The 20,617-nt window shown below is 63.2% G+C and carries 17 protein-coding genes and 1 riboswitch; of the genes, 9 read left to right on the top strand and 8 right to left on the bottom strand.

Annotated features, from left to right (window positions below):
• The first annotated feature begins 4 nt into the window (after nucleotides 1-4).
• The 4 genes from GHK62_RS00220 to GHK62_RS00205 all read left to right on the top strand — a co-directional run bounded on the left by GHK62_RS00220 (nucleotide 5) and on the right by GHK62_RS00205 (nucleotide 5,420).
• Nucleotides 5-1,066: an ABC transporter ATP-binding protein gene (locus GHK62_RS00220; RefSeq protein WP_153436361.1), complete on the top strand. Its 1,062-nt coding sequence runs from the start codon at nucleotides 5-7 to the stop codon at nucleotides 1,064-1,066.
• 123 nt (nucleotides 1,067-1,189) lie between these two features.
• Nucleotides 1,190-1,362: riboswitch (FMN riboswitch) on the top strand.
• A gap of 90 nt (nucleotides 1,363-1,452) precedes the next feature.
• Complete coding sequence (locus GHK62_RS00215) at nucleotides 1,453-1,926, top strand: 6,7-dimethyl-8-ribityllumazine synthase (protein WP_167528111.1); 474 nt, start codon at nucleotides 1,453-1,455, stop codon at nucleotides 1,924-1,926.
• Between the two features lie 198 nt (nucleotides 1,927-2,124).
• The gene (locus tag GHK62_RS00210; RefSeq protein WP_153436359.1) at nucleotides 2,125-3,009 is read left to right on the top strand and encodes a helix-turn-helix domain-containing protein; all 885 of its coding nucleotides are present in this window, start codon (nucleotides 2,125-2,127) and stop codon (nucleotides 3,007-3,009) included.
• 185 nt (nucleotides 3,010-3,194) lie between these two features.
• Nucleotides 3,195-5,420 (top strand): TonB-dependent siderophore receptor, encoded by a 2,226-nt coding sequence (locus GHK62_RS00205; protein WP_153436358.1) that lies wholly within the window; start codon nucleotides 3,195-3,197, stop codon nucleotides 5,418-5,420.
• 120 nt (nucleotides 5,421-5,540) lie between these two features.
• Here the strand turns inward: GHK62_RS00205 and GHK62_RS00200 are convergent, their stop codons facing one another.
• Together GHK62_RS00200 and GHK62_RS00195 are read right to left on the bottom strand one after the other, a co-directional pair.
• A complete protein-coding gene (locus GHK62_RS00200) occupies nucleotides 5,541-6,818 on the bottom strand; it encodes a low temperature requirement protein A (RefSeq protein WP_234886727.1) in 1,278 nt (425 codons plus the stop codon).
• 208 nt (nucleotides 6,819-7,026) lie between these two features.
• Nucleotides 7,027-7,830, bottom strand: a complete 804-nt coding sequence (locus GHK62_RS00195) for a helix-turn-helix transcriptional regulator (RefSeq protein ID WP_153436357.1) — start codon at nucleotides 7,828-7,830, stop codon at nucleotides 7,027-7,029.
• Nucleotides 7,831-8,013: 183 nt separating this feature from the next.
• On the opposite strand from GHK62_RS00195, the gene GHK62_RS00190 reads away from it, so the two are divergent.
• The 5 genes from GHK62_RS00190 to GHK62_RS00170 all read left to right on the top strand — a co-directional run bounded on the left by GHK62_RS00190 (nucleotide 8,014) and on the right by GHK62_RS00170 (nucleotide 12,975).
• On the top strand, nucleotides 8,014-9,093 hold the full coding sequence (locus GHK62_RS00190; RefSeq protein ID WP_184108540.1) for an ABC transporter ATP-binding protein: 1,080 nt from the start codon (nucleotides 8,014-8,016) through the stop codon (nucleotides 9,091-9,093).
• Between the two features lie 51 nt (nucleotides 9,094-9,144).
• Entirely contained in the window at nucleotides 9,145-10,305 is a 1,161-nt protein-coding gene (locus tag GHK62_RS00185; protein WP_153436356.1) for a polyamine ABC transporter substrate-binding protein, read from the top strand.
• Between the two features lie 219 nt (nucleotides 10,306-10,524).
• Entirely contained in the window at nucleotides 10,525-11,391 is an 867-nt protein-coding gene (locus tag GHK62_RS00180; RefSeq protein ID WP_153436355.1) for an ABC transporter permease, read from the top strand.
• On the top strand, nucleotides 11,391-12,209 hold the full coding sequence (locus GHK62_RS00175) for an ABC transporter permease (protein ID WP_153436354.1): 819 nt from the start codon (nucleotides 11,391-11,393) through the stop codon (nucleotides 12,207-12,209). The genes GHK62_RS00180 and GHK62_RS00175 overlap by 1 nt, the downstream gene beginning before the upstream one ends.
• A 4-nt stretch (nucleotides 12,210-12,213) precedes the next feature.
• On the top strand, nucleotides 12,214-12,975 hold the full coding sequence (locus GHK62_RS00170) for an SDR family NAD(P)-dependent oxidoreductase (protein WP_153436353.1): 762 nt from the start codon (nucleotides 12,214-12,216) through the stop codon (nucleotides 12,973-12,975).
• A gap of 18 nt (nucleotides 12,976-12,993) precedes the next feature.
• On the opposite strand, the gene GHK62_RS00165 is transcribed toward GHK62_RS00170, so the two are convergent.
• From GHK62_RS00165 to GHK62_RS00140, 6 genes are all read right to left on the bottom strand, one after another.
• A complete protein-coding gene (locus GHK62_RS00165) occupies nucleotides 12,994-14,652 on the bottom strand; it encodes a urocanate hydratase (RefSeq protein ID WP_153436352.1) in 1,659 nt (552 codons plus the stop codon).
• A gap of 185 nt (nucleotides 14,653-14,837) precedes the next feature.
• Nucleotides 14,838-15,167: a TfoX/Sxy family protein gene (locus tag GHK62_RS00160; RefSeq protein WP_184108539.1), complete on the bottom strand. Its 330-nt coding sequence runs from the start codon at nucleotides 15,165-15,167 to the stop codon at nucleotides 14,838-14,840.
• A 12-nt stretch (nucleotides 15,168-15,179) separates the two neighbouring features.
• A complete protein-coding gene (locus GHK62_RS00155) occupies nucleotides 15,180-16,277 on the bottom strand; it encodes a DUF917 domain-containing protein (protein ID WP_153436351.1) in 1,098 nt (365 codons plus the stop codon).
• A complete protein-coding gene (locus GHK62_RS00150; RefSeq protein ID WP_153436350.1) occupies nucleotides 16,278-17,543 on the bottom strand; it encodes a Zn-dependent hydrolase in 1,266 nt (421 codons plus the stop codon). It lies immediately after the preceding gene.
• The gene (locus tag GHK62_RS00145; protein ID WP_153436349.1) at nucleotides 17,540-18,922 is read right to left on the bottom strand and encodes a dihydroorotase; all 1,383 of its coding nucleotides are present in this window, start codon (nucleotides 18,920-18,922) and stop codon (nucleotides 17,540-17,542) included. The genes GHK62_RS00150 and GHK62_RS00145 overlap by 4 nt, the downstream gene beginning before the upstream one ends.
• 30 nt (nucleotides 18,923-18,952) lie before the next feature.
• Nucleotides 18,953-20,491 (bottom strand): aromatic amino acid lyase, encoded by a 1,539-nt coding sequence (locus GHK62_RS00140; protein ID WP_153436348.1) that lies wholly within the window; start codon nucleotides 20,489-20,491, stop codon nucleotides 18,953-18,955.
• Nucleotides 20,492-20,617 lie beyond the last annotated feature (126 nt).

Genomic DNA, 20,617 nt, shown 5'->3' with positions numbered 1-20,617 from the left:
TCACATGGCATTCCTGACACTGACCAATATCCAGAAGTCCTTCGGCCCGGTTCAGGTCGTGCACAACTTCAACATGGGCATCAACAAGGGTGAGTTCGTTTCCTTTCTCGGCCCTTCGGGTTGCGGCAAGACCACGATCCTGCGGATGATCGCCGGCTTCGAGACTCCCTCGGGCGGCACCGTCCTGATCGACGGCAAGGACCAGGGCGCACTGAAGCCAAACCAGCGCAACATCGGCATGGTGTTCCAGGCCTATGCACTGTTCCCGAACATGAACGTGCACGACAATGTCGCCTTCGGCCTCAAGGTCGCGGGGGCTCAAAAAACGGAAATTGATCAACGGGTGAAGCAGATGCTCGGGCTTATTAAGCTCGAGCACCTGGCGGACCGCTTCCCCTATCAATTGTCCGGCGGTCAGCAGCAACGCGTGGCGCTTGCCCGCGCCCTCGCCGTCAAGCCGCAAGTATTGTTGCTCGACGAACCGCTCTCCGCCCTCGACGCGAAGATCCGCGTTTCGCTGCGCGAGGAAATCCGGCAGATCCAGCAGCAGCTCGGCATCACCACCGTCTTCGTGACGCATGACCAGGAAGAGGCGCTGTCGATCTCCGACCGCATCGTCGTCATGAATGCCGGACACGCCGACCAGATCGGCACTCCGTTCGAGATCTACAACACGCCGGCGACCCGTTTCGTCGCCTCCTTCGTCGGCACGCTGAACATCATCGAGGGCAAGGTTGCGGATCCGGCAAGCGGTGCCGTCACCATCGGCGGTCAACGGATTTCGCTGAAGGAGCCGGTCGCCGGCATGAAGGGTGGCGACAGCATCTCGCTCGCGCTGCGCCCGGAAGCGGGCTCGATTGCCGAAGGCGCCAAGGGCGACACGGCCCTCATCGGTGAGGTCGTCGCGACGAGCTTCCTCGGCTCCGTCATTCGCACAAAATTGCGCGTCGGTAACGACATCATCTCATTCGACACGTTCAACGATCCGGGCCTCACCCCGCCGGTCTCCGGCGAAAACGTCACGCTACGCTTCGCCGCCAAGGATCTACTCGTCATCCGCGAATAGGTCCCGCTGATCGCCAGAATGATTTGTTCCGGCTAGGGGCCCGCCTTGGAAAAATCTGTCGCGATTTCCCGTTTTTCCGTCGCAGCGCGCGTTTGACCGCGCCCTGCCGGCCTATATAGTCGCAAGCGTTCTCAGGGCGGGGCGAAATTCCCCACCGGCGGTAGCAGCCAAGCGATCCGAAAAGATCATGCGGCTGGAGCCCGCGAGCGCTTCGGAAGCTGCCACGCATCCGAAGGTCAGCAGATCCGGTCAGACTCCGGAGCCGACGGTTACAGTCCGGATGGAAGAGAGCAAGCAGGAGCGGAGTCCCTTCTCGGGCTCTTCGCGCGTGCATGTTCGCCCGACGGGATCATTGGAAAACGCCAAACCCTGAAAGGCTTGAGACCATGACCATTCTTTCCCAACCCTCCGCCAGGATTGCAATTGTCCGCGCCCGCTGGCATGCCGACATCGTCGATCGCTGCGTCGATGCTTTCGTCGCGCAGTGGACGAAGCTCGGCGGCAACTCGGCTGACGTCGAGATCTTTGACGTCCCCGGTGCTCTCGAAATCCCGCTGCATGCACAGACGCTTGCCAGGACCGGCCGCTATTCCGCGATTCTCGGAACGGCCTTCGTGGTCGACGGCGGCATCTACCGCCACGACTTCGTCGCCGGCACGGTGCTCGACGGCATGATGCGCGTGCAACTCGACACTGATGTGCCGGTCCTTTCCGCCGTGCTCACGCCGCATAATTTCCAGGAAAGCGCGCCGCTGATCGCCTTCTTCCGTGATCATTTCGTCATCAAAGGCGAAGAGGCCGCCAATGCCTGCGCCCAGATCCTCGACGCCCGCGCCAAGCTGGCCTTGATCGACGCCTGAGGCTCCGTCCGAACAAACATGTCGAGGGGCACGACCGGTACCGGTCGTGCCCCATTTTTTTCCTGCAAAGCTCGAATGCCTGCTGCGTGGTCGGCGCAATTGAAAATTCCGATGCACTGCGATATCGAAACTTGACTCTAAAGCGAAAGATTATGCACTTCGTTGGGCCGTAAGGCCCAGCGAGCCAGGGATGTGACAATGACATTTCAGCCGCGCATGCAGAACAAGATCAGCGGTTTCTCTGTCGTAGGCGGACTCCACCGGCGTCATTGGAATGGTGTTGTTGCCGATGTGTGGGACGTCGAATGCATTCCTCACGCGGGCGGCTACTACGTCGCGGAAGATCCGCGCCTGTTCATCGTGCTCGACGCCAGGGGCGGAGGCAATTGCCGCGTCAAGCTCGCTTCGAACGGCAGAAGCGCCGTCCAGAACTATCATCGGCAGGCCCTCTCCTACATACCGGCCGGCGTGGAGCTCTGGACCGACGTCGTCGATATCCAGTACCTGCGGCATCTCGACCTGCACTTCAACGTCGATGCGCTCAGCCGACGTCTGATGGAAGATCTCGATCCCAGCGCGGTCGAGACGCCTCGGCTGATGTTTCAGGAGCCTCGTTTTCTCCACCTCGCAGAATTGATCGCGGCCGAATGCCTCAATCCGCAGCCGCTGCACGACCTCTACGGCGATGGACTGACGCTGGCGCTGTTCATCGACCTGATGAAGATCAACAGGCGCGAGAGCCGCAAGCGCAGCCAGTTGGCAGCCTGGCAGCTGCGCCGCGCGGTGGACTACATCGGGGAAAACATCGCCCGCAATATCCGGCTCGAAGAACTGGCAAACATTACCGGTCTGTCGCAATCGCATTTCAGCCACGCCTTCAAGGCATCGACCGGCATGGCGCCGCACCAGTGGCAGACAAACGCCCGGATCGAACGCGCCAAGGAAATGCTGATCAAGGACGACCGGTCGCTGACGACTGTGGCGGCCGAAAGTGGCTTTGCGGATCAGGCACATTTCACCCGCGTCTTCAGGAAGACGGTCGGCACGACGCCGGCGCTTTGGAAAAAGAGCCGTCTCTCCTGAAAACGGCTCCGCCGACCGCCTGGTGCAATGCGGAAATTTGCCCAGGATCGTTCAATTTTCCCGGATCCGGACAAGCCCGGTCGAAATACTTGAGATAAATACTCATCTTATTAATGGGACGACTGTCCAGGTCGCGTTCTTCGGGGGTGAAGCGCGGCAGGGCCGATTTCGGGGCAAGAGATACGATGCAGAACAATGGCAACGGGGTCCGCTTGAAGGACGTCTTGGCGGGCGGCGTGGCATTTGCGGTACTGCTGGTCGCCGGAGCGGCGCAGGCGCAGGGCGGCAGCGCCACCCAGCTTGACAAACTGGTGGTCGAAGGCGGAGCGTCGGGGAACGGCGGCGCAACAGGCCCGGTCGACGGCTACGTGGCCGAGGCAACCGCGACGGGATCGAAGACCGCGACGCCGCTGACCGAAATCCCGCAGTCGGTCTCGGTCGTCGGTCGCGAGGAACTGGACGATCGCGCCGTGGTCAACAAGGTCGATGAAGCCTTGCGCTATACGCCCGGCGTCATGGCCGCGCCCTTCGGCGTCGACGCCGATACGGACTGGTTCTACATCCGCGGCTTCGATGCGGCGCAGACCGGCGTCTTTCTCGACGGCCTCTCCCTCTTCAGTTACGCCTTCGGCAATTTCCAGATCGATCCCTTCATGCTGGAGCGGATCGAGGTGCTGAAGGGGCCTGCCTCCGTGCTCTATGGCGGCGCCAATCCGGGCGGCATCATCAATCTGATCAGCAAGCGGCCGCTCGACGAACCGCTCTACTACACGGAAATCGGCATCAACAGCGATGGCAACGCCTTCACCGGCTTTGACGTCAATGACCGGCTGACCGAAGACGGAACCGTTCGCTACCGCCTGACCGGCAAGATCGCCGGCGGCGACAATTACTCGGATTTCTCCGAAGACCTGCGGGGCTTCATCCTGCCGCAAGTAACCTATGCCCCGGACGACGCGACCAGCCTGACGGTATTCGGTCTGCTGCAAGGGCTCGACCAGGTCCATGTCGGCAACGGCTTCCTGCCCTATGTCGGAACGGTGGTCGACGCCCCATTCGGCAAGATCGACCGGAATGCCTACTTCGGCGAACCCGATATCGACGAGGGAACCTACGCCCAGCAGATGCTCGGCTATGAGTTCAAGCACGATTTCGACAATGGCTGGACCTTTAGCCAGAACGCGCGTTACGCCCACCTGCACAAGCACGAGCGGTACCCATACCCCTACGGCTATGTCGGTCCGGGCTTCGGCAATGTCGAGCCCATCGGTCCGGACTACCTTCTGAACCGCATCGGCTTCGAGGCGACATCGAAAGTCGGCAGCTTCTCGATCGACAACCGGGCGGAGACGGATTTCGATCTCGGCGCAACGAATCACACTTTCCTCGCCGGGCTCGACTACAAATACTACCGGCTCGACCATATCGGAGCGTCGGGAGGCGCTACACCGATCAGCCCCACCGATCCGGTCTATGGTGCGCCCCAGGGGCCGACGGCCGTCTATATCAACCAGATCTTCACGCAACAGCAGATCGGCATCTATGCCCAGGACCAGGTGCGCTTCGGCGACGGCTGGCTCGTAACGCTCAATGGGCGCTACGACTATGTCGACACCGACCTCAAGAACGGCGCGACAGCCTGGGCCGGAGCTTCCAACTTCAGATATGATGACGGCGCGCTCAGCGGCCGGGCCGGCCTCGCTTACGAGTTCGACAACGGCTTCACGCCCTATGTGAGTGTCGCGACCTTCTTCAACCCTCTCGTGGGTTCACGCGACTCCAACCCTGATCCTGCTGTCACGACTTTGGTGCCACTGAAGCCCGAAGAGGGCTACCAGTACGAAGCGGGGATCAAATACGAGCCGACGTTCATCGACGGGTTGTTCACCGCATCCATCTTCGAGATCACCAAGCAGAACGTCCAGGTGACTGAGCCCATCCTTGGGCTCTCCACCCAACGCGGCGAGGTGCGCTCCCGCGGGATCGAGCTTGAAGGCAAAGTCAACCTTGATGAAAACTGGAAGGTCATCTCCGCTTTCAGCTATACCGATCTCGAGATCACCGAAGACACCAATCCGTCGCAGCTCGGCAAGTCGCCCTATCTCATACCCGAAACGCAGGCTGCGCTGTGGCTCGACTACACGGTGACCAGCGGCGCCCTCGAAGGCGTGAGTCTCGGCGCCGGCGTCCGTTACCAGGGCGAATCCTGGGCCGATGCAGAAAACACGAAGAAGGTGCCAGACGCCACGCTCGTCGATGCTGCGATCCGATACGAGAAGAACGATTGGGCCGCCTCCCTCAACGTCGCCAACCTCTTCGACAAGGAATATGTCAAGGGATGCCAGGGACTCTTGACCTGCGGTTACGGCGAAAGCCGGACCTTCACGCTGAAGCTTAGCAAGACGTGGTGATCGGCTATGCCCATAACGCCGGAGCGAATTGAATCACCTCGTGAAGCGCTTGAATCGAATCTACAGGCGTCTCTCGCAAAGCCTTGATGCGACTCGGCAATTGCACGCCGAAGCAGGACCTCAATGCGCGCCCTGCCCGCCACCGAACGCGCGTTCGAGTGCACGCGCCTTATGGCGATGGCCGGCGCGTTCGTAACCGATGACGGTGATCACCGGCGCGAACATCAGGATGATAAGGCAGACCGCCATGTCGATGCCCGCCATCGCCGCCCCCACCGATGCGGCCAGCACGAGGACCGTGGCGCAGAACTGCCAGACGTGGCGACGCTCCATCGCCCTGACCAGATAGACGTACATGGCGTAGATCAAGCCTATGTAGACCGCAACGGGAACGGCGACCGTCATCACCGCCGCCACGGACGAGATATGTGCCTTATGCTCGATGTAGTAGGCAGCGACGTGCAGTCCCGCACCCGTCGCGATGATGGCGGCGAAGATCACCATGTGCCCATAGCCCCAGACGAAGGCGCGCTTGCGAAACTTGTGAAGGATTTCTGCGCTCGGGAGCGTGAAATAGATCCACCACATGCCGAAGGTCAGTCCGGTGCCGGCGATGCAGACAAGGGCGACATCGACATTCCAGCCGCTTCCCTCGACGACGGCCGTCACGGAAGCGACGGTTCCAACCACGCCTTCACCGAGTGCGATGATCGCAAGCAGGCCGTAGCGCTCGGCAATATGGTGCGCGTGCCAGGGGGTACCACCCTGCAGCGACTCCGCAATCACCGGCCCGGCCATTTCGACCAGGGTCAGCACGACGACGAACACGAAGGTGACGAGCAGGGAGAAATCGATGAAGATCAGCACGATCCAGCCGATCTGGGCGATCGAGACCGCCGCCGCATAGGTGGTGCAGGCCTTGCGGCGGAGCGGATCCTCGCGCGCCGCCCTCAGCCACTGGAACACCATGGCGACCCGCATCACGACATAACCGAGCACCATGACGCCGTTATTCAGATTTTCGCCCTTGTCGATCGACTCGAACATCGGCGGCAGCCCGATGGCGAGTATGAGCACGCCGACCATCTGCACCATCGTTACGCAGCGAAACACCCAGTCGTCGGTATCGTAGGCCGAAGCGAACCAGGAAAAATTCACCCAGGCCCAGCAGATCGCGAAGCTCGCGAAACCGAAGCCAATCAGCCCGGCCTTGAAGTGCCCCTCAGCCAGGAGATGCGCGAGCTGTGCGGCAGCAAGACTGAAGGCGATCACGAAGGTCAGGTCGAAGAGCAACTCCAACGGTGTCGCGACGCGATGTCCCTCGTGCGGATCCCGCCCGCTCATTCTGGCGACATGATGAGCAACCGAAGGCGGCTTGTGTTGCGGGATCTCGGACATCGAACGCTCCGGCTCTTCTACACCGCCGTGCGGCTTTTCAGACGCACGAAGGTCGCTGTAGCACTTTGAGTTGCTGCATCTTTCCTTAAACCGCTCCGGTTTAAGGAAAGATGCAGAAGGAAATGCGCGCATCCTCAAATATTCACCGGAAGGCAGTCAAGGCCGCAACGTCGAGACGGGAACCGAAACCAGCTCCTCGCCCCAGGCCTTACTGGCCGAGATTCCTGAGGTAGAGCGAAAGAAGCTGGGTCTGAGAGGAGATGCCGAGCTTGCGATAGACGTTGCGCCGGTGAACCTTGACGGTGCCCGTCGAGATGCCGAGCTTCAGGCCAATTGATTCCGACGAATGCCCCTGAAGCACCAGTTCGATGATCGCCGCCTCCCTTTCGGTCAGGTTCAGGTGTTGCCAGACGCCGTCGGCGGGCGGATGCGTCGCCTTCCGCCGGCCTCGCCCCGTCTTCGCCAGCGCCGCGTCGAAGCGGCGGCCGAGATCGGCCCAGTGGTGGCGTACAAGCGCCGCCACCAAGGGCTCGGCCCTCCTGAGCAAAGCAAATTCCGCTGCGCTGAAGGTGCCGGTCGCCTCGCGTCGCATCAACGAGAGGACGACAGTGATCTCACCGCTGATCGGGACGAAAAAGCCGATCTCCTCCGCAAGCCCGGTCTGGACGTAGTAGGTGCGGTAGTATTCGCTGGAGAAAAAGCGGTCCGGCGCCAGTTCCCGCATCCGCCAGACGCCGGGCTTCGGCGCGCATGCGGCGTGATAGAAGGGGTCGAGCAGATAGGGCCCGGCCTGATAGAGGCTGACGAAGAGAACGTGATCCTTCGCGTCGAAGGTGCTGTAGAGATCGATCGGGCGCTCCTTGCCGCGATAGGCGAAGACGACGACATAATCGAAGTTCATCAGGGTCGACATCAGCCGACGAAATGCGCCACCGACGGCTTGATCCTTCATCGGCACGCCGTCGACCAAGGGTGCCAGCGCCTGAAAAAGTCCATCGAGGTCGATACTCAAATCGCACTCCCCGCCCGTTTTTGCCGCTTCAGGGTATACTCCTTCCACAGGGCAATCCGGGTTGAAATACCTCTCTTGGGGTATATACCAGCGCCACCGCATTTGACTAGGCTGCTTGGCAATGACGGTGGAAGATGGGGCCAGGAGTGCCACATCCTCGAAGAACAACCGCAGGGAACAGACGTGACATCCGCTTCGACGAACGACATCGAATTCCGTTCGGTCGCCAAACGCTATGGCAGCGTGACGGCCGTCTCGGACATCAACCTCGCAGTGCCGAAAGGCGCGTTCGTGGCGCTGCTTGGCCCTTCCGGCTGCGGCAAGACTACCTGCCTGCGCATGATCGGCGGCTTCGAGCAACCGAGCGAGGGCACGGTCTATGTCGGCGGTCAGCCGATGAACGGCGTGCCCGCCTATCGCCGGCCGGTCAACATGGTGTTCCAGCAATATGCACTGTTCCCGCATCTCGATGTCGAGCAGAACGTCGCCTATGGCTTGAAGCAGATGCGCCCACGCATCGCCGCTACGGAAATCGCCCGTCGGGCACAGGAGGCGTTGGAGATGGTGCGCCTCGGCGGCTTCGGCAAGCGCCGCATCCACGAAATGTCTGGTGGCCAGCAGCAGCGCGTGGCGCTCGCCCGCGCTATCGTCAACAAGCCGAAGGTGCTGCTTCTCGACGAGCCGCTGGCCGCCCTCGACAAGAAGCTGCGGACGGCCATGCAGATCGAGCTCCAGAGCCTGCAGCGCGAACTCGGCATCACCTTCGTGTTGGTCACCCACGACCAGGAAGAGGCGCTATCGATGAGCGACCTCGTTTGTGTCATGAGCACCGGCCGTATCGTCCAGATCGGTCCGCCGCAGGAGATCTACGACCATCCAGCGAGCCTCTTCGTCGCCGACTTCGTCGGCAAGACCAACCGCATCGCCGCCACCGTCGACGCGGGCACGAATTCGATCCGGCTGGCGAACGGCGTCGGCCTTGCGAAACCCGCGAGCGCCAACGGCACACTCGGCGCGGCCATGGTTGCACTCCGCCCGGAAGCGATCAGCCTCGTCCGCGATGGCGCGGCGACGCTTCAGGGCACAGTCACCCACCGCATCTTCCTGGGCTCGTCAGTCGAATATTCCGTCGAGGTCGACGGCCTCGGCGACTTTCTGGTGACCGCCGACCGCCGGAGCCTCAACGAAAGCGATCTCGCGGAGCCCGGCGAAAGAATCGGGCTCGCCTTCGATCCCAACGCGCTTCACGTCTTCCCGGCCTGAACCGCCGGACCTGCTGCCATCACTGCACGTCAACGATAAGGGAACAGCATCATGAACAAGTGGTACAGAGAGAATGCCCCGATTACTGCCGAAAAGCTTGCCGACGAGCTGATGCGCCTGAAGCGCGGCTCGGTTACGCGCCGCCACTTCCTCGGCGTGACCGGTCTCGGCCTTGCAGCCGCCGTCTTCGCGCGCCAGCCTGGCCTCTTCAATTCCACGGCCTTCGCCGGCGACCTCGGCACGCAAATGTCGATCGCGACCTGGCCGAACTATCACGATCCCGCCACCTTCGAGGCCTTTACGGCCGCAACCGGCGTTGCCGTCGAGGTCAACGTTTTCGGCTCGAACGAGGAAATGCTGGCGAAGCTCCAGGCGGGCGGCACCGGATGGGATCTCTTCGTCCCGACGAACTACACGATCTCGACCTATGTGAAGCTCGGCCTGATCGACGAGCTCGATATGTCGAAGCTGCCGAAGTACGACGCCTCGACCGAAAACGCCCGCTTCACCAACGAGGGTATCGTCGACGGCAAGACCTATGCCGTGCCGAAGAACTGGGGCACGACCGGCATCGCAGTGAACTCCAGCAAGATCAAGACCCCGGTCACGAGCTGGAAGGAGTTCTTCGACGTGGCGATGACCGAGGCGGACGGCCGCGCCATGGTGCACGACTACCAGCTCACCACCATCGGCAATGCGCTGGTCTCGCTTGGGTTTTCCTTCAACTCCGTCAAGCCGGACGAACTCGCCAAGGCCGAGGAACTGCTGATCAAGGTGAAGCCCCACCTCTATGCGATCAACAGCGACTACCAGCCGTCGATGCGGGCGACCGACGCCTGGATGACCATGTGCTGGACCAATGACGGCGCGCAGCTCAACCGCGACATGCCGGAAATCCAATTCGTGCTCGGCAAGGACGGCGGCGAGATCTGGTCGGATTTCTACGCCATCCCGAAGAGTGCGGCCAACAAGGCCGCCGGCTACGCGCTGCTCAACTACCTGATGACGCCGGAAAACGCCGTCAAGGAGCACATTGCCAACGGCGCGCCGACGACCGACAGCCGCGTCCTGAAACTTCTGCCGGCCGACGTCACTTCGAACAAGATCGTCTATCCGGACGAGGCGGCGCTCACGCCGCTCGAATTCGGCGCCGCCGTGACGCTCACCGATCCCGGCCGCGCCGAGCTGATGGCGCGTTTCAAGTCGGCGTGATTCCGAGATTCGCCCCTCACCCTATCCCTCTCCCCGCCAGCGGGGAGAGGGGACAAGCTAGTGCCATTCGTGCCATTCGTCCCCTTCTCCTCTTCGCCATGGGCGAGAGGGAACGAAGCGGGCGCCACGAGTCACCTTCGCCCCGCTTGCGGGGAGAAGGTGGCCCGGCAGGCCGGATGAGGGCCTTCGATCTAAGTGCATTTTGACGGACCGAACTTCATGCGAGCGGCAATGAACACGAAGAGGAACCTGGTGACGGCGGCGCTGGTTGCGCCGGCGGCGGCATGGCTCTGCGTCTTTCTCGTGCTCCCCTTCATCGCCATGCTCGTCTTTGCCTTTGGCGAACGCGCGCCGGAGGGCGGGTATCAGGCCGCCTTCACCTTCGCCCAGTTCGCCAACCTGCCGACGCGGGCAGCGGCGTTCTGGAACACGCTGGTGCTTGCACCCGCCGGCGCCATGCTCTGCCTGCTGGTCGCCTATCCCGTCGCCTATTATCTCGCCGTCCGGGCGAACCCGCGCTATCGCCTCATCCTCGTTTCGCTGGTGGTCGTGCCGTTCTGGACGAGCCTGCTCGTGCGCACCTATGCCTGGATGTACATCCTCGGTTCGCGCGGCATTCCCAATCTGCTCTCGATGATCGGCATCGAGGACGTGCGGATGCTCAACACGCCCGGCGCCGTGCTGCTCGGCATCGTTTATGGCTATCTGCCGCTGATGATCATGCCGATCTATGTGAGCCTGGAAAAGCTCGACCGCCGGCTCTTGGAGGCCTCCGCCGATCTCGGCGCCAAACCGGTCTCCACCTTCTTCGGCGTCACCTTGCCGCTTTCGCTACCCGGTGTGATGACCGGCGTCGCGCTCGTCACCATCCTGCTCCTCGGCGAGTACCTGATCCCGCAGCTTCTCGGCGGCGGCAAGGTCTTCTTCATCGGCAATGCGCTTGTCGATCTCTTCCTGCAATCGCGCAATTGGCCGTTCGGCTCGGCGATCGCCGTCACCCTCGTCGCCGTCGTCGTCGTGGTGCTGATGGTGGCGATGCGGATCGCCTGGAAGGTCGCGGGCACAAGACAGGTGGACCTCGTCTGATGCGCGCCTTCATCTCCTCCGTCTATCTCTTTCTTTACGCGCCGATCGCGCTGGTCGTGCTGTTTTCCTTCAATGCCGGCCGCAATGCGAGCGAGTTCACCGGCTTCTCGACCGCCTGGTACGGCAAGGCGCTTGGCAACACGTTCCTGGTCTCGGCGCTCGAAAACAGCCTGATGATCGCCTTCACCAGCGCCGCACTCGCCGCCATCTTCGGCACCATGGCAGCACTCGGCATGGAGCGGCTCGGCATGCGTACACGCGCCGTCTTCGACGCCTTGTTCGCCGCGGCGATCGTCGTGCCGGGCGTCGTCATCGGCATCGCCACGCTGGTCGCGCTCGTCGCCGTCTTCTCCTTCGTCAATCCCGCGCTCGCGACGATCTGGCCAGGCGATCAGCCGCCGCAGCTCGGCCTCGGCTACGGCTCGATCATCGCCGCCCACGGGCTCTTCTCGATGGCGCTGGTGACGATGATCGTCAAGGCGCGGATCGCGAGCCTCGGCCGTGACATCGTCGAGGCGTCGAGCGATCTCTACGCGACGCCGCTCACCACCTTCCGCCTGATCGTGCTGCCGCAGATCCTGCCGTCGATCCTCGCCGGTTTCCTGCTCGCCTTCACCTTCTCCTTCGACGATTTCATCATCGCATTCTTCGTCGCCGGCTCGAAGACGACCCTGCCGATCTATGTCTTCGCCTCGATCCGCCGCGGCGTGACGCCGGAAATCAACGCGATCGCGACTCTGGTATTGGTCGCCTCGCTGCTCCTGATCCTGACAGCGCGCCTTCTCATGCGCGAAAAGAAAAGCAAATCCGGGGAGTGAAACAATGATCCTGAAAGACCGGGTCGCGATCGTCACCGGAGCAGGCTCTGGCATCGGTCAGGCAGGCGCTGCCATCATGGCGCGCGAAGGCGCCCATGTCGTGGTTGTCGACCGCAGCCGGAAGGCCGCGGAAGCGACCGTCGCGGCGATCGCCGGCACCGCAGGCAGCGCCGAGCCGCTGGCGATCGACGTGACCGACGACCAGGCGCTTTCCGATGGCATTGCCGACGTGCTTTACCGCCACGGCCGGATCGACATCCTGCACAATCACGCCGGTGCCCAGGTTGCCGGCGATCTCGAAGGCGTCGACGTGGCGGGCTTCGATCGCTCCTGGAGCCTCAACGTCCGCGCCCATTTCATGGCCGCCCGCCTCGTCATGCCATCGATGAAGGCGGTGGGCCGCGGCGTCATCCTCAACACCTCCTCGTCCTCCGGAGTTCTCTACGACCGCGAGATGATCGCCTACACGACGACGAAACACGCCGTCATCGCCATGACCCGCCAGATGGCCGGCGACTATGCGAAATACGGTGTGCGTGTGAATGCGCTCTGCCCCGGCTGGGTGGATACGCCCTTCAACGAACCCTTCATTGCGCAAATGGGCGGGCGCGGCGCGATCGAGGCCTATATCCGCGAGAAGGTGCCGCTCGGCCGTTGGGCGAGCGTCGACGAAATCGCCGAGTCGATCCTCTTTCTCGTCTCCGATCGGTCGTCCTACATGACCGGGCAGATTCTGGTGGTCGATGGCGGGGAGACGGTCGTCTGACACGCCATCGAGGCACCATCAGACCTTCACATGACCGATGCCCTTTGCGGCGATTTCCTCGAAGGACTCGTCGTAGCCCGCATCCGCATAGCGGATGACTCCGAGTGACGTGTCGTTAGTCAGCGCGTGGTCGAGCCGCTCGTCGGCGGCCTTCGTGCCGTCTGCAACGACCGTCACCCCGCAGCTCGTCATGTAACCGGCATAGCCGCCTCCGCCCGAATGGACGACGACGAGATCGGCCATCGAAGAACAGAGCAGCATCGCGTCGAGCAGTGGCCAGTCGGCGATCGCATCCGACCCGTCTTTCATCCGCTCGGTCATGATATTCGGATGCGCCATTGCGCCAGCGTCGAGATGGTCCCGCGAGAAGGCGACGGGCCCCTTGAGCTCGCCGCTTGCGACCAGTTGATTGACGCGCCGTGCAAGCGCCGTGCGTTCGCCGTGGCCGAGCCAGGCGATGCGCGCCGGCAGACCCTCGAAGGGAATGTGCTGCCGCGCAAGCCGGATCCAGTTGGTGATGATGCGATTGTCCGGGAACATTTCAAGGAGCAGGTCGTCGATCACGGCGATGTCGCTCGCCTCGCCGGAAAGCGCCATCCAGCGGAACGGGCCGATCGCGCGGGCAAAGAGCGGCCGCAGATAGGCCTCGGTGAAGATCGGAATATCGAAGGCGTTGGCAACACCCCCTTCCCGCGCCTGCGTGCGGATCAGGTTGCCGTTATCGAAGACTTCCGCGCCCTCTTTCTGGAAGTCGAGCATGGCCTTCACATGCTCGACGATCGAGGCGCGGCTCGCCGCCATCAGCTGCCCCTGCCCGTCTTCGCGCAGCGACCGCACCTGGTCGAGGCTCATGCCCTTCGGCACATAGCCATAAACGAGATCATGAGCCGAGGTCTGGTCGGTGACAACGTCGGGCACGATGCCGCGCCGGGCGATCTCCGGATAGATTTCCGCCGCGTTGCCAATGAGCCCTACGGACAGCGCCCGCTTCTCCTTGACCGCCGCGTCGATCATCGCGAGCGCCGCGTCGAGGTCGGGCGCGATCTCCTGAAGATAGCCGACCTGCTGGCGCTTCTTTGCCCGCTCGGGATCGATGTCGACGCAGAGGATGGCCGCACCCGCCATGCGGCCGGCGAGCGGTTGCGCGCCGCCCATGCCGCCGAGACCCGCGGTCAGCACGAAACGGCCGGAAAGATCGCCGCCGAAGCGGCGCTCGCCAATCCGCATGAAGATCTCGTAGGTGCCTTGGATCACCCCCTGGCTACCGATATATTGCCAGGCGCCCGCCGTCAGCCCGCCCCAGCAGATCAGCCCCTTGCGTTGCAGTTCGTAAAAGACCTCCGCCTTCGCCCATTGGCCGACGATGTTGCAGTTGGCCATGATGACGAGCGGTGCCTTGGCATGGGTCTTCAACAGGCCGACGGGCTTGCCGGACTGGATGACCAGCGTCTGGTCCTCGTCCATCTCGATGAGCGCCTTGACGATCGCTCGGTGTGACGGCCAGTTGCGCGCCGCCTTGCCCAGCGCCGCGTAAACGACGAGATTATCCGGGTCCTCGCCGACCGAAAGGACGTTCTCGAGCAGCCGTAGCAGCGCCTCCTGCCGCCAGCCCCTGGCGCGCAGCTCCGGCCCGCCGGGAATCGGAAAGTTCGGATGACGGGGATTGGATTTGGGCATTGTGGTCGTCCTTTGTTGCGTGGACGCAGAATTTGCCCCTCACCCTAACCCTCTCCCCGCTTGCGGGGAGAGGGGACATCGTGGCCATCGCGTCCGCCGGCACTTGCGGCAACCGGTGCGGCCGTTCCCTCTCCCCGCGAGCGGGGAGAGGGCTAGGGTGAGGGGCAAGCTGCGCCCTCCTTCATTCACTTCGGCGGCAAAGCTTCGACGAAGGCGAGCGCCGCATCCAGCAGGCGCTGGCGCAAGGCGTCGTCGCCATAGGACTCCGCGCTGGCGCGCACCCAGCCGTGCATCCGGCGCTCGCCCATCACCATCTGCACGATGCCGGGCAGCGCCAAGGCCCAATCGTCATTGCCCTTGCCAAGCCGCACCAGCATTCCATCCTCGCGGGCGCCGCAGAGCAGATTGCCGTTCACGAGAAAGGCCAGACCACCGAACATCGGCTTTTCCGAAAGCCCCGGCCGATCGCCGAGGTCTTGCCTCACCAGTTCCTCAAGCCCCGGATCGCGCGCCACATCGCCCTCCCGTCAACGCTTCCCCGCCAAGGCGTAGCGTGCAATCTCGATCCCCATCGCCTTTTCGACCGGCGGATAGACGGACGGGTCGAGCACACTGGAGGCGAGCGGGATCACCGACTTCGGCACATGCAGCACGAAGACCGTCATGCCCACCTGCAACTGCCCGACGCTCAAGGGTTCGCCTTCCGGAGACAGCGTGGTGATGACATCCGGGAAGGTTGCAAGGCGAGTGCCGTCCGGCGTTTCCACGGCCATGTATTCGTTCATCACATGGAGTATCGTTGAGTCATCGCCCTTCCCGAGCGTAACAGTGCCGATATCGAAGGCTTCCTTGGTATAGACGACGGTTTTGTCGGTGATGGTTCCCTCGGCAAGAATGGAGCCGTTGGTGGTGTTTGCGATTGCATCGATGACGGCACTGCCGCCCTTGCCTTCCGCAGCGATAATCGCCTCGCCCAGAGTCAGCGCCATGGAGATGCCGCCGAGCGCGGCATTGGCCTTGACGTAGGACGCGTGGACAGGATTGCGGCAGGAGGCGATAAAGCCGCCTGACATGTCCGCAGCGGTCCTCAGGATCGGCGACACCTTGGCCGTTGCACCCCGGACCACGAGTTCGATATAGCGGTTTTCCTCGCGGTTTCCCCCAACCGCCGTCTGGATCATCGGTTCAGGCGAACCGGCGAGACCGATCGATCCCATGTCGCCTGTCGGATGGGCGCGGATATCGCCGACGGCATCAACCACCTTGGTGCCGAGGATCGCCGAGGGCAGCCAGCCATTCAGCGTCGAGGACTTGCCGTTCTGCCCGATGATCAGGCCAGTAAGCTTTTCGCCGAGCGCCTCCTGCAGCAGTTCAACCGCCTTCACGTAATCGACACCGCGCATCTCCCACGGCGTGGTGGAGGCCGGCGCGCCGATTGCAGCGGCGGTCGCCACCCAATCGTCCGGCTCCAGCTCGTTGATCGAGACCAACTCCGGCTTGCCGATCGAGACCGCCGCAAGCCCCAGCATTCGCCCGTGATCCGCCCAGCCGCCACCGCCCGCCGCGTAGACGGAGCCGCCCTTGACTGCCGCCTCGACATCCTTTTCCGTCAATATTCGGCCCATCTACGTCTTCTCCTGCAATTGTCCGTCGAGCCGGAGCACTGCCTCGAGCAGCACCGCCGCGCCAAGCGCGATATCGTCGTTTTCCGCCCATTCCTCGGGCGCATGCGACCGGCCATCGCGACAGGGAATGAAGATCATCGCGGATCTCGTTATCCGGCCCATCCAAGCCGTGTCGTGCCCGGCGCCAGAAGCCATGAGTCGATGCCGCGCGCCGACGCGCCCGCAGGCCGCTTCCAGCGTCGCGAGAACCAATGGATCGCCAGGTGTCGGGTGATTGTCGGAGATCACCTTCGGCGTGATTGTGACACCGACCTCCTCGGCGATGCGTGCGGCAAGCGCTTCGACCTCCGCGATGAACACGTCCATCTGCGGCCGCAACTCGGCGCGGGCATCGATCAAGAGCCGCGCCCGCGAGGGCACGACATTGGCGGCATTCGGCTCGATTTCGAATTCGCCGACGGTCGCGGTGAAGTGCCCCTCGCCTGCCGCATGGGCAAAGCCGAGCTTCTCGATCTCCAGCACAAGCCGCGAGGCGGCGACAAGCGCATCGCGGCGGCGCCCCATCGGGGTCGTGCCCGCATGATCCGCCTGCCCCTCGACGATGATCTCGATGCGGGTAATCCCGGAGATCGCCGTCACCACGCCGATATCCAGGCGCTCGGCCTCGAGCACCGGCCCCTGCTCGATATGCAGCTCCAGGAAGGCCTTGACGTCGGAGCGCTTGGACGAAGGCAGACGGGAAGGATCACCGCCTACTTTGACGATGCCTTGGCGGAGCGTCAGCTCGTCGTGCGCACGGCTCAGCCAGCCATCCGGAACGACCCCCGCCATGCCGCGGCTGCCGACGCAGGAAACGCCAAAGATCGACACCTCCTCGGCAAGGAAATCGACGATCTCCAGATCATGGTCGAGCTCGATACCGGCGTCAGAAAGGGATCGCGCCACTTCGAGCGCCGCCGCAACGCCGGCGATCCCGTCGAAGCGGCCGCCTTCAGGCACCGTATCGGAATGCGAGCCGAGCATGATCGTGCCGAGCGCCGGTTTGCGACCCTTGCGCCGGCCGATGAGGTTGCCGGCCGCATCGATCCTCGTATCGAGACCCGCGGCGCTGAACCGTTCTTCGAGGAAGGCGCGACCTTCGAGAAATAGCGGCGTGAAGGCGCGGCGGGTGTAGGGGTGGTCGGGCTCGGTTATGCGCTCCAGGCCCCTGACGATATCGGCGATGCGGCGCGCATCGACCGGCAGATTGGTTTGCGATGCGGTCATTGCCGCGGCTCCCGAAGCGGCAGGCTCGGCAACGGCCGCACGAAGGCACCGGTGCCCGGCTCCGCGACGACCCGACTGCCATCACAGACGAGGCGTCCGCGCAGATAGGTGGCGGAGACCCGCCACGGCAGGCGAATGCCGTTATAGGGCGACCAGCCGACGACATTGTTACCGCTTGTCGCCGCATCATAGACATAGGATTCCGGCGTCATGACGATAATATCGGCATCCTTGCCGGCTTCGAGCGCTCCCTTGCAGTGGTTGATTCGGAAATGCCGCGCGGGGTTGAGCGCCATAAGCTCAGCGGCGCGCGTCAGCGGAATGCCGCGCTCCAGCGCACCCTTGACGAACAGCGGCACCATCACCTCAAGGCCCGGCACACCGGACGCATTGGCAAGCATATCCGGATTGGTCTTGCGATCCTCCGACCAGCTCACATGATCGGTCGAAACCAGCGTCACATTGCCGTCAGCCACATGCCGCCAGAGTTTTTCAACCTCCGCGCGCGGGCGGATCGGCGGGTTGATCTTGGCCTTGCCGCCGAGGCGGCGGACGTCGTTCTCCTCGTCCAAAGTGAGATAATGAATGCAGCACTCGATCGTCGCGGCATGGCCCTGCGCCCGATAGGCAGCCGCGATTTCGTAGCCGCGGCCAAGCGAGCAATGCACCACATGCGCTGGACAGCCGGTTGCGGCACCCGTCTCATAGATCTGGTTGGTCGCAAGAAGCTCGGTCAGCGGCGGCCGCGAAAGACCGTGGGCCCGATAGTCGCTGATGCCGGCGGCCTTGACCTTATCGATCGCGGCCCGTACCGCCTCGTCATCCTCATTGTGAACGCCGGCGGTCAGTCCTGTCGGGGCGATCGCCCGGAAGCACTCCTCCAACAATCCAGCGGGAATTCGCGGGAACCGTTTCGGGTCCGTTCCAAACGTCGAGAACTTGAAGGCGGCAACACCGGCCTCCACCATCTCGCCAATCCGCAACGCCCCCTCCTCGGGATCGATGGTACCGTAGAGCGCAAAATCGACGCGGGCCTGCGGGCTCGCATGGGCGATCTTCCGTCTGACCGCTTCCGCCGAGCAGACGAGATTGCCCTCGTCAAAGGGCATGTCGACGATCGTCGTCACGCCGCCGGCGGCAGCCGAGCGTGTCGACCAGATGAAATCCTCCTGGTTCTTCTGCGACAACGAATGCACCTGGGCATCGATCGCACCGGGGAGGATCAGCGCCCTGCCGAGCTCGTGCCGTTCTCGTGCCGACGGGGCTGCTCCCTGCCCGACATGCACCACCTTGCCGTCTCGCACCGCCACATGTCCGCCTTCGACGACGCGATGCGGCAGTACGACGGTGCCCTTCAGAACGAGATCGAAGTCGGACATTGCTCTTCCCTTCCCGTTCATTTTGCCAGTTCATTTGGACAACGCGAAGAAATCGTCGAATTCCGGCATCGGCGCAGACTCGACGAAGGCGCGCAACAGGTCATGGTCGGTGAACGCCGCCTGCAGCGCTTCGATCTCCTTCGAGAGCGGCCGGTCCTTGAGATAGATCGGGCTGACCGAGCGGGTGCGATCATAGGCGAGCCTGACGACGCCTTTTGGTTCGTCGCCGACGAGATCGATGGCTTGTGCCGACAGCATCGCCTCGATCGCCGCCAGTTGCCGGAGGTCGCGAACCTGCGCCTCCATGCGTTCGACGATCAGCGGCAGGAAGGTCGCCTCTTCCTCCAGTCCGCCCGCAACGACGATCGACTGCGCAGACAAGGGTACGGCAAGCGACTGGACACGCATGTAGAGTTCGACCGCGAGCTTCATCAGCGGCCCGAGCCCGGTGGCGACCTCCCCGGGGGCAACGAGATTGACCGAGAGATTGCGCCTTCCGCCGTTCGAAAGCAGGATGCAGCGGTTCAGTACATTGCGCGCCACATGCGAAAAGGCAATCTGCGCCGCCTCGATATAGAGCGTCGTCGTCAGCGGCAGCGACGCGCCGGATGAATGCACCTGGCCGCCGAGCACCACGGGATTGTCGTCCGAGAGATAGGTTGCCTCGACAAGCCGGCCAGCGGCCACCAGCAGCGTGTCGACGACGGCGCCGAAGACCTGGGCGGTCATGCGCAGACTTAGCGGATCGTGGATCGCCGTCGGCAAGGGCCAATCCGCCATGCCCGACTGGCCGTAGAGCCAGGATCCGACGAGTGCCTCGCCGCGCGTCGAAAGCGTCGCCGCCACCAGCCAAGGATCGGCCGAGGCGCCGAGCGCGCGAGACGACATGACGCCAGTCACGAGCAGGACGCGGATCGCTGACGCCGCCTCGCGCAGGACGTCGCCCGCCGCCGCGTAGGAGATGGCGTTGACACTCAGCGCGGCGAGCGCATCGCGCGCCCGCATGACGAAGGGGGTGAGCCCCGCCTCCGTCAGCGCCGACTCCGCCGTCATCAGCTGGCCGTTGTAATAGGCCTCGCCGACGCCCGTCAGAACGGAGGCAACCTGGCCCATCAGGCCGATATCGGCGCAGCCCATCGAGCCATGACGGCGCACGGCCGGGACGATGCCCCGCTCGAGAAGCGCGACGAAGGCATCGATAAGTTCCGGGCTGCATCCCGTGTGCCCGCGCATCGCGGTGTTGACCCGGATGGCGATCGCCTTGCGGATGATCGGCGCGGCAAAGAATTCGCCAGTGCCGAAGTGATGGGCGCGCACGAGCGAAGTGTTGAATTCGGCGAGGTCGTCCGCCGTCCATAGCCGGTCCTTCATCGAGCCGACGCCGGTGTTCGAGCCATAGACCGGCAGGCCCATCGCGACGCGGTCGGCAACAACCTTGTGCGTAGCGGCCACCCGCTCCATGCCGGCATCATCCGCGACCGGTCGCGCCAGCCCGGAGCCGATCTCTTCGAGGAGCCCGAAGTCGAGCGGTTTTCCGCACAGGACGATGGTCTTGACCGATTGCAGCATGTTGAAACGAAACCTCTTTTGCGAGCATGCTATGCGCACAGTGCCGATGCGTGGTATATCCCAAATTCGGAACGAATGATGCCGAAACTCGAACAGATCGATCGGCATCGCTGGTCAAGGCGCGGG

It is taken from the genome of Sinorhizobium terangae, from assembly GCF_009601505.1.
Taxonomy (GTDB): Bacteria; Pseudomonadota; Alphaproteobacteria; order Rhizobiales; family Rhizobiaceae; genus Sinorhizobium; species Sinorhizobium terangae.
Note: the sequence above shows the minus strand (reverse complement) of the source record. Positions and strands in the feature narration are given on the sequence as shown.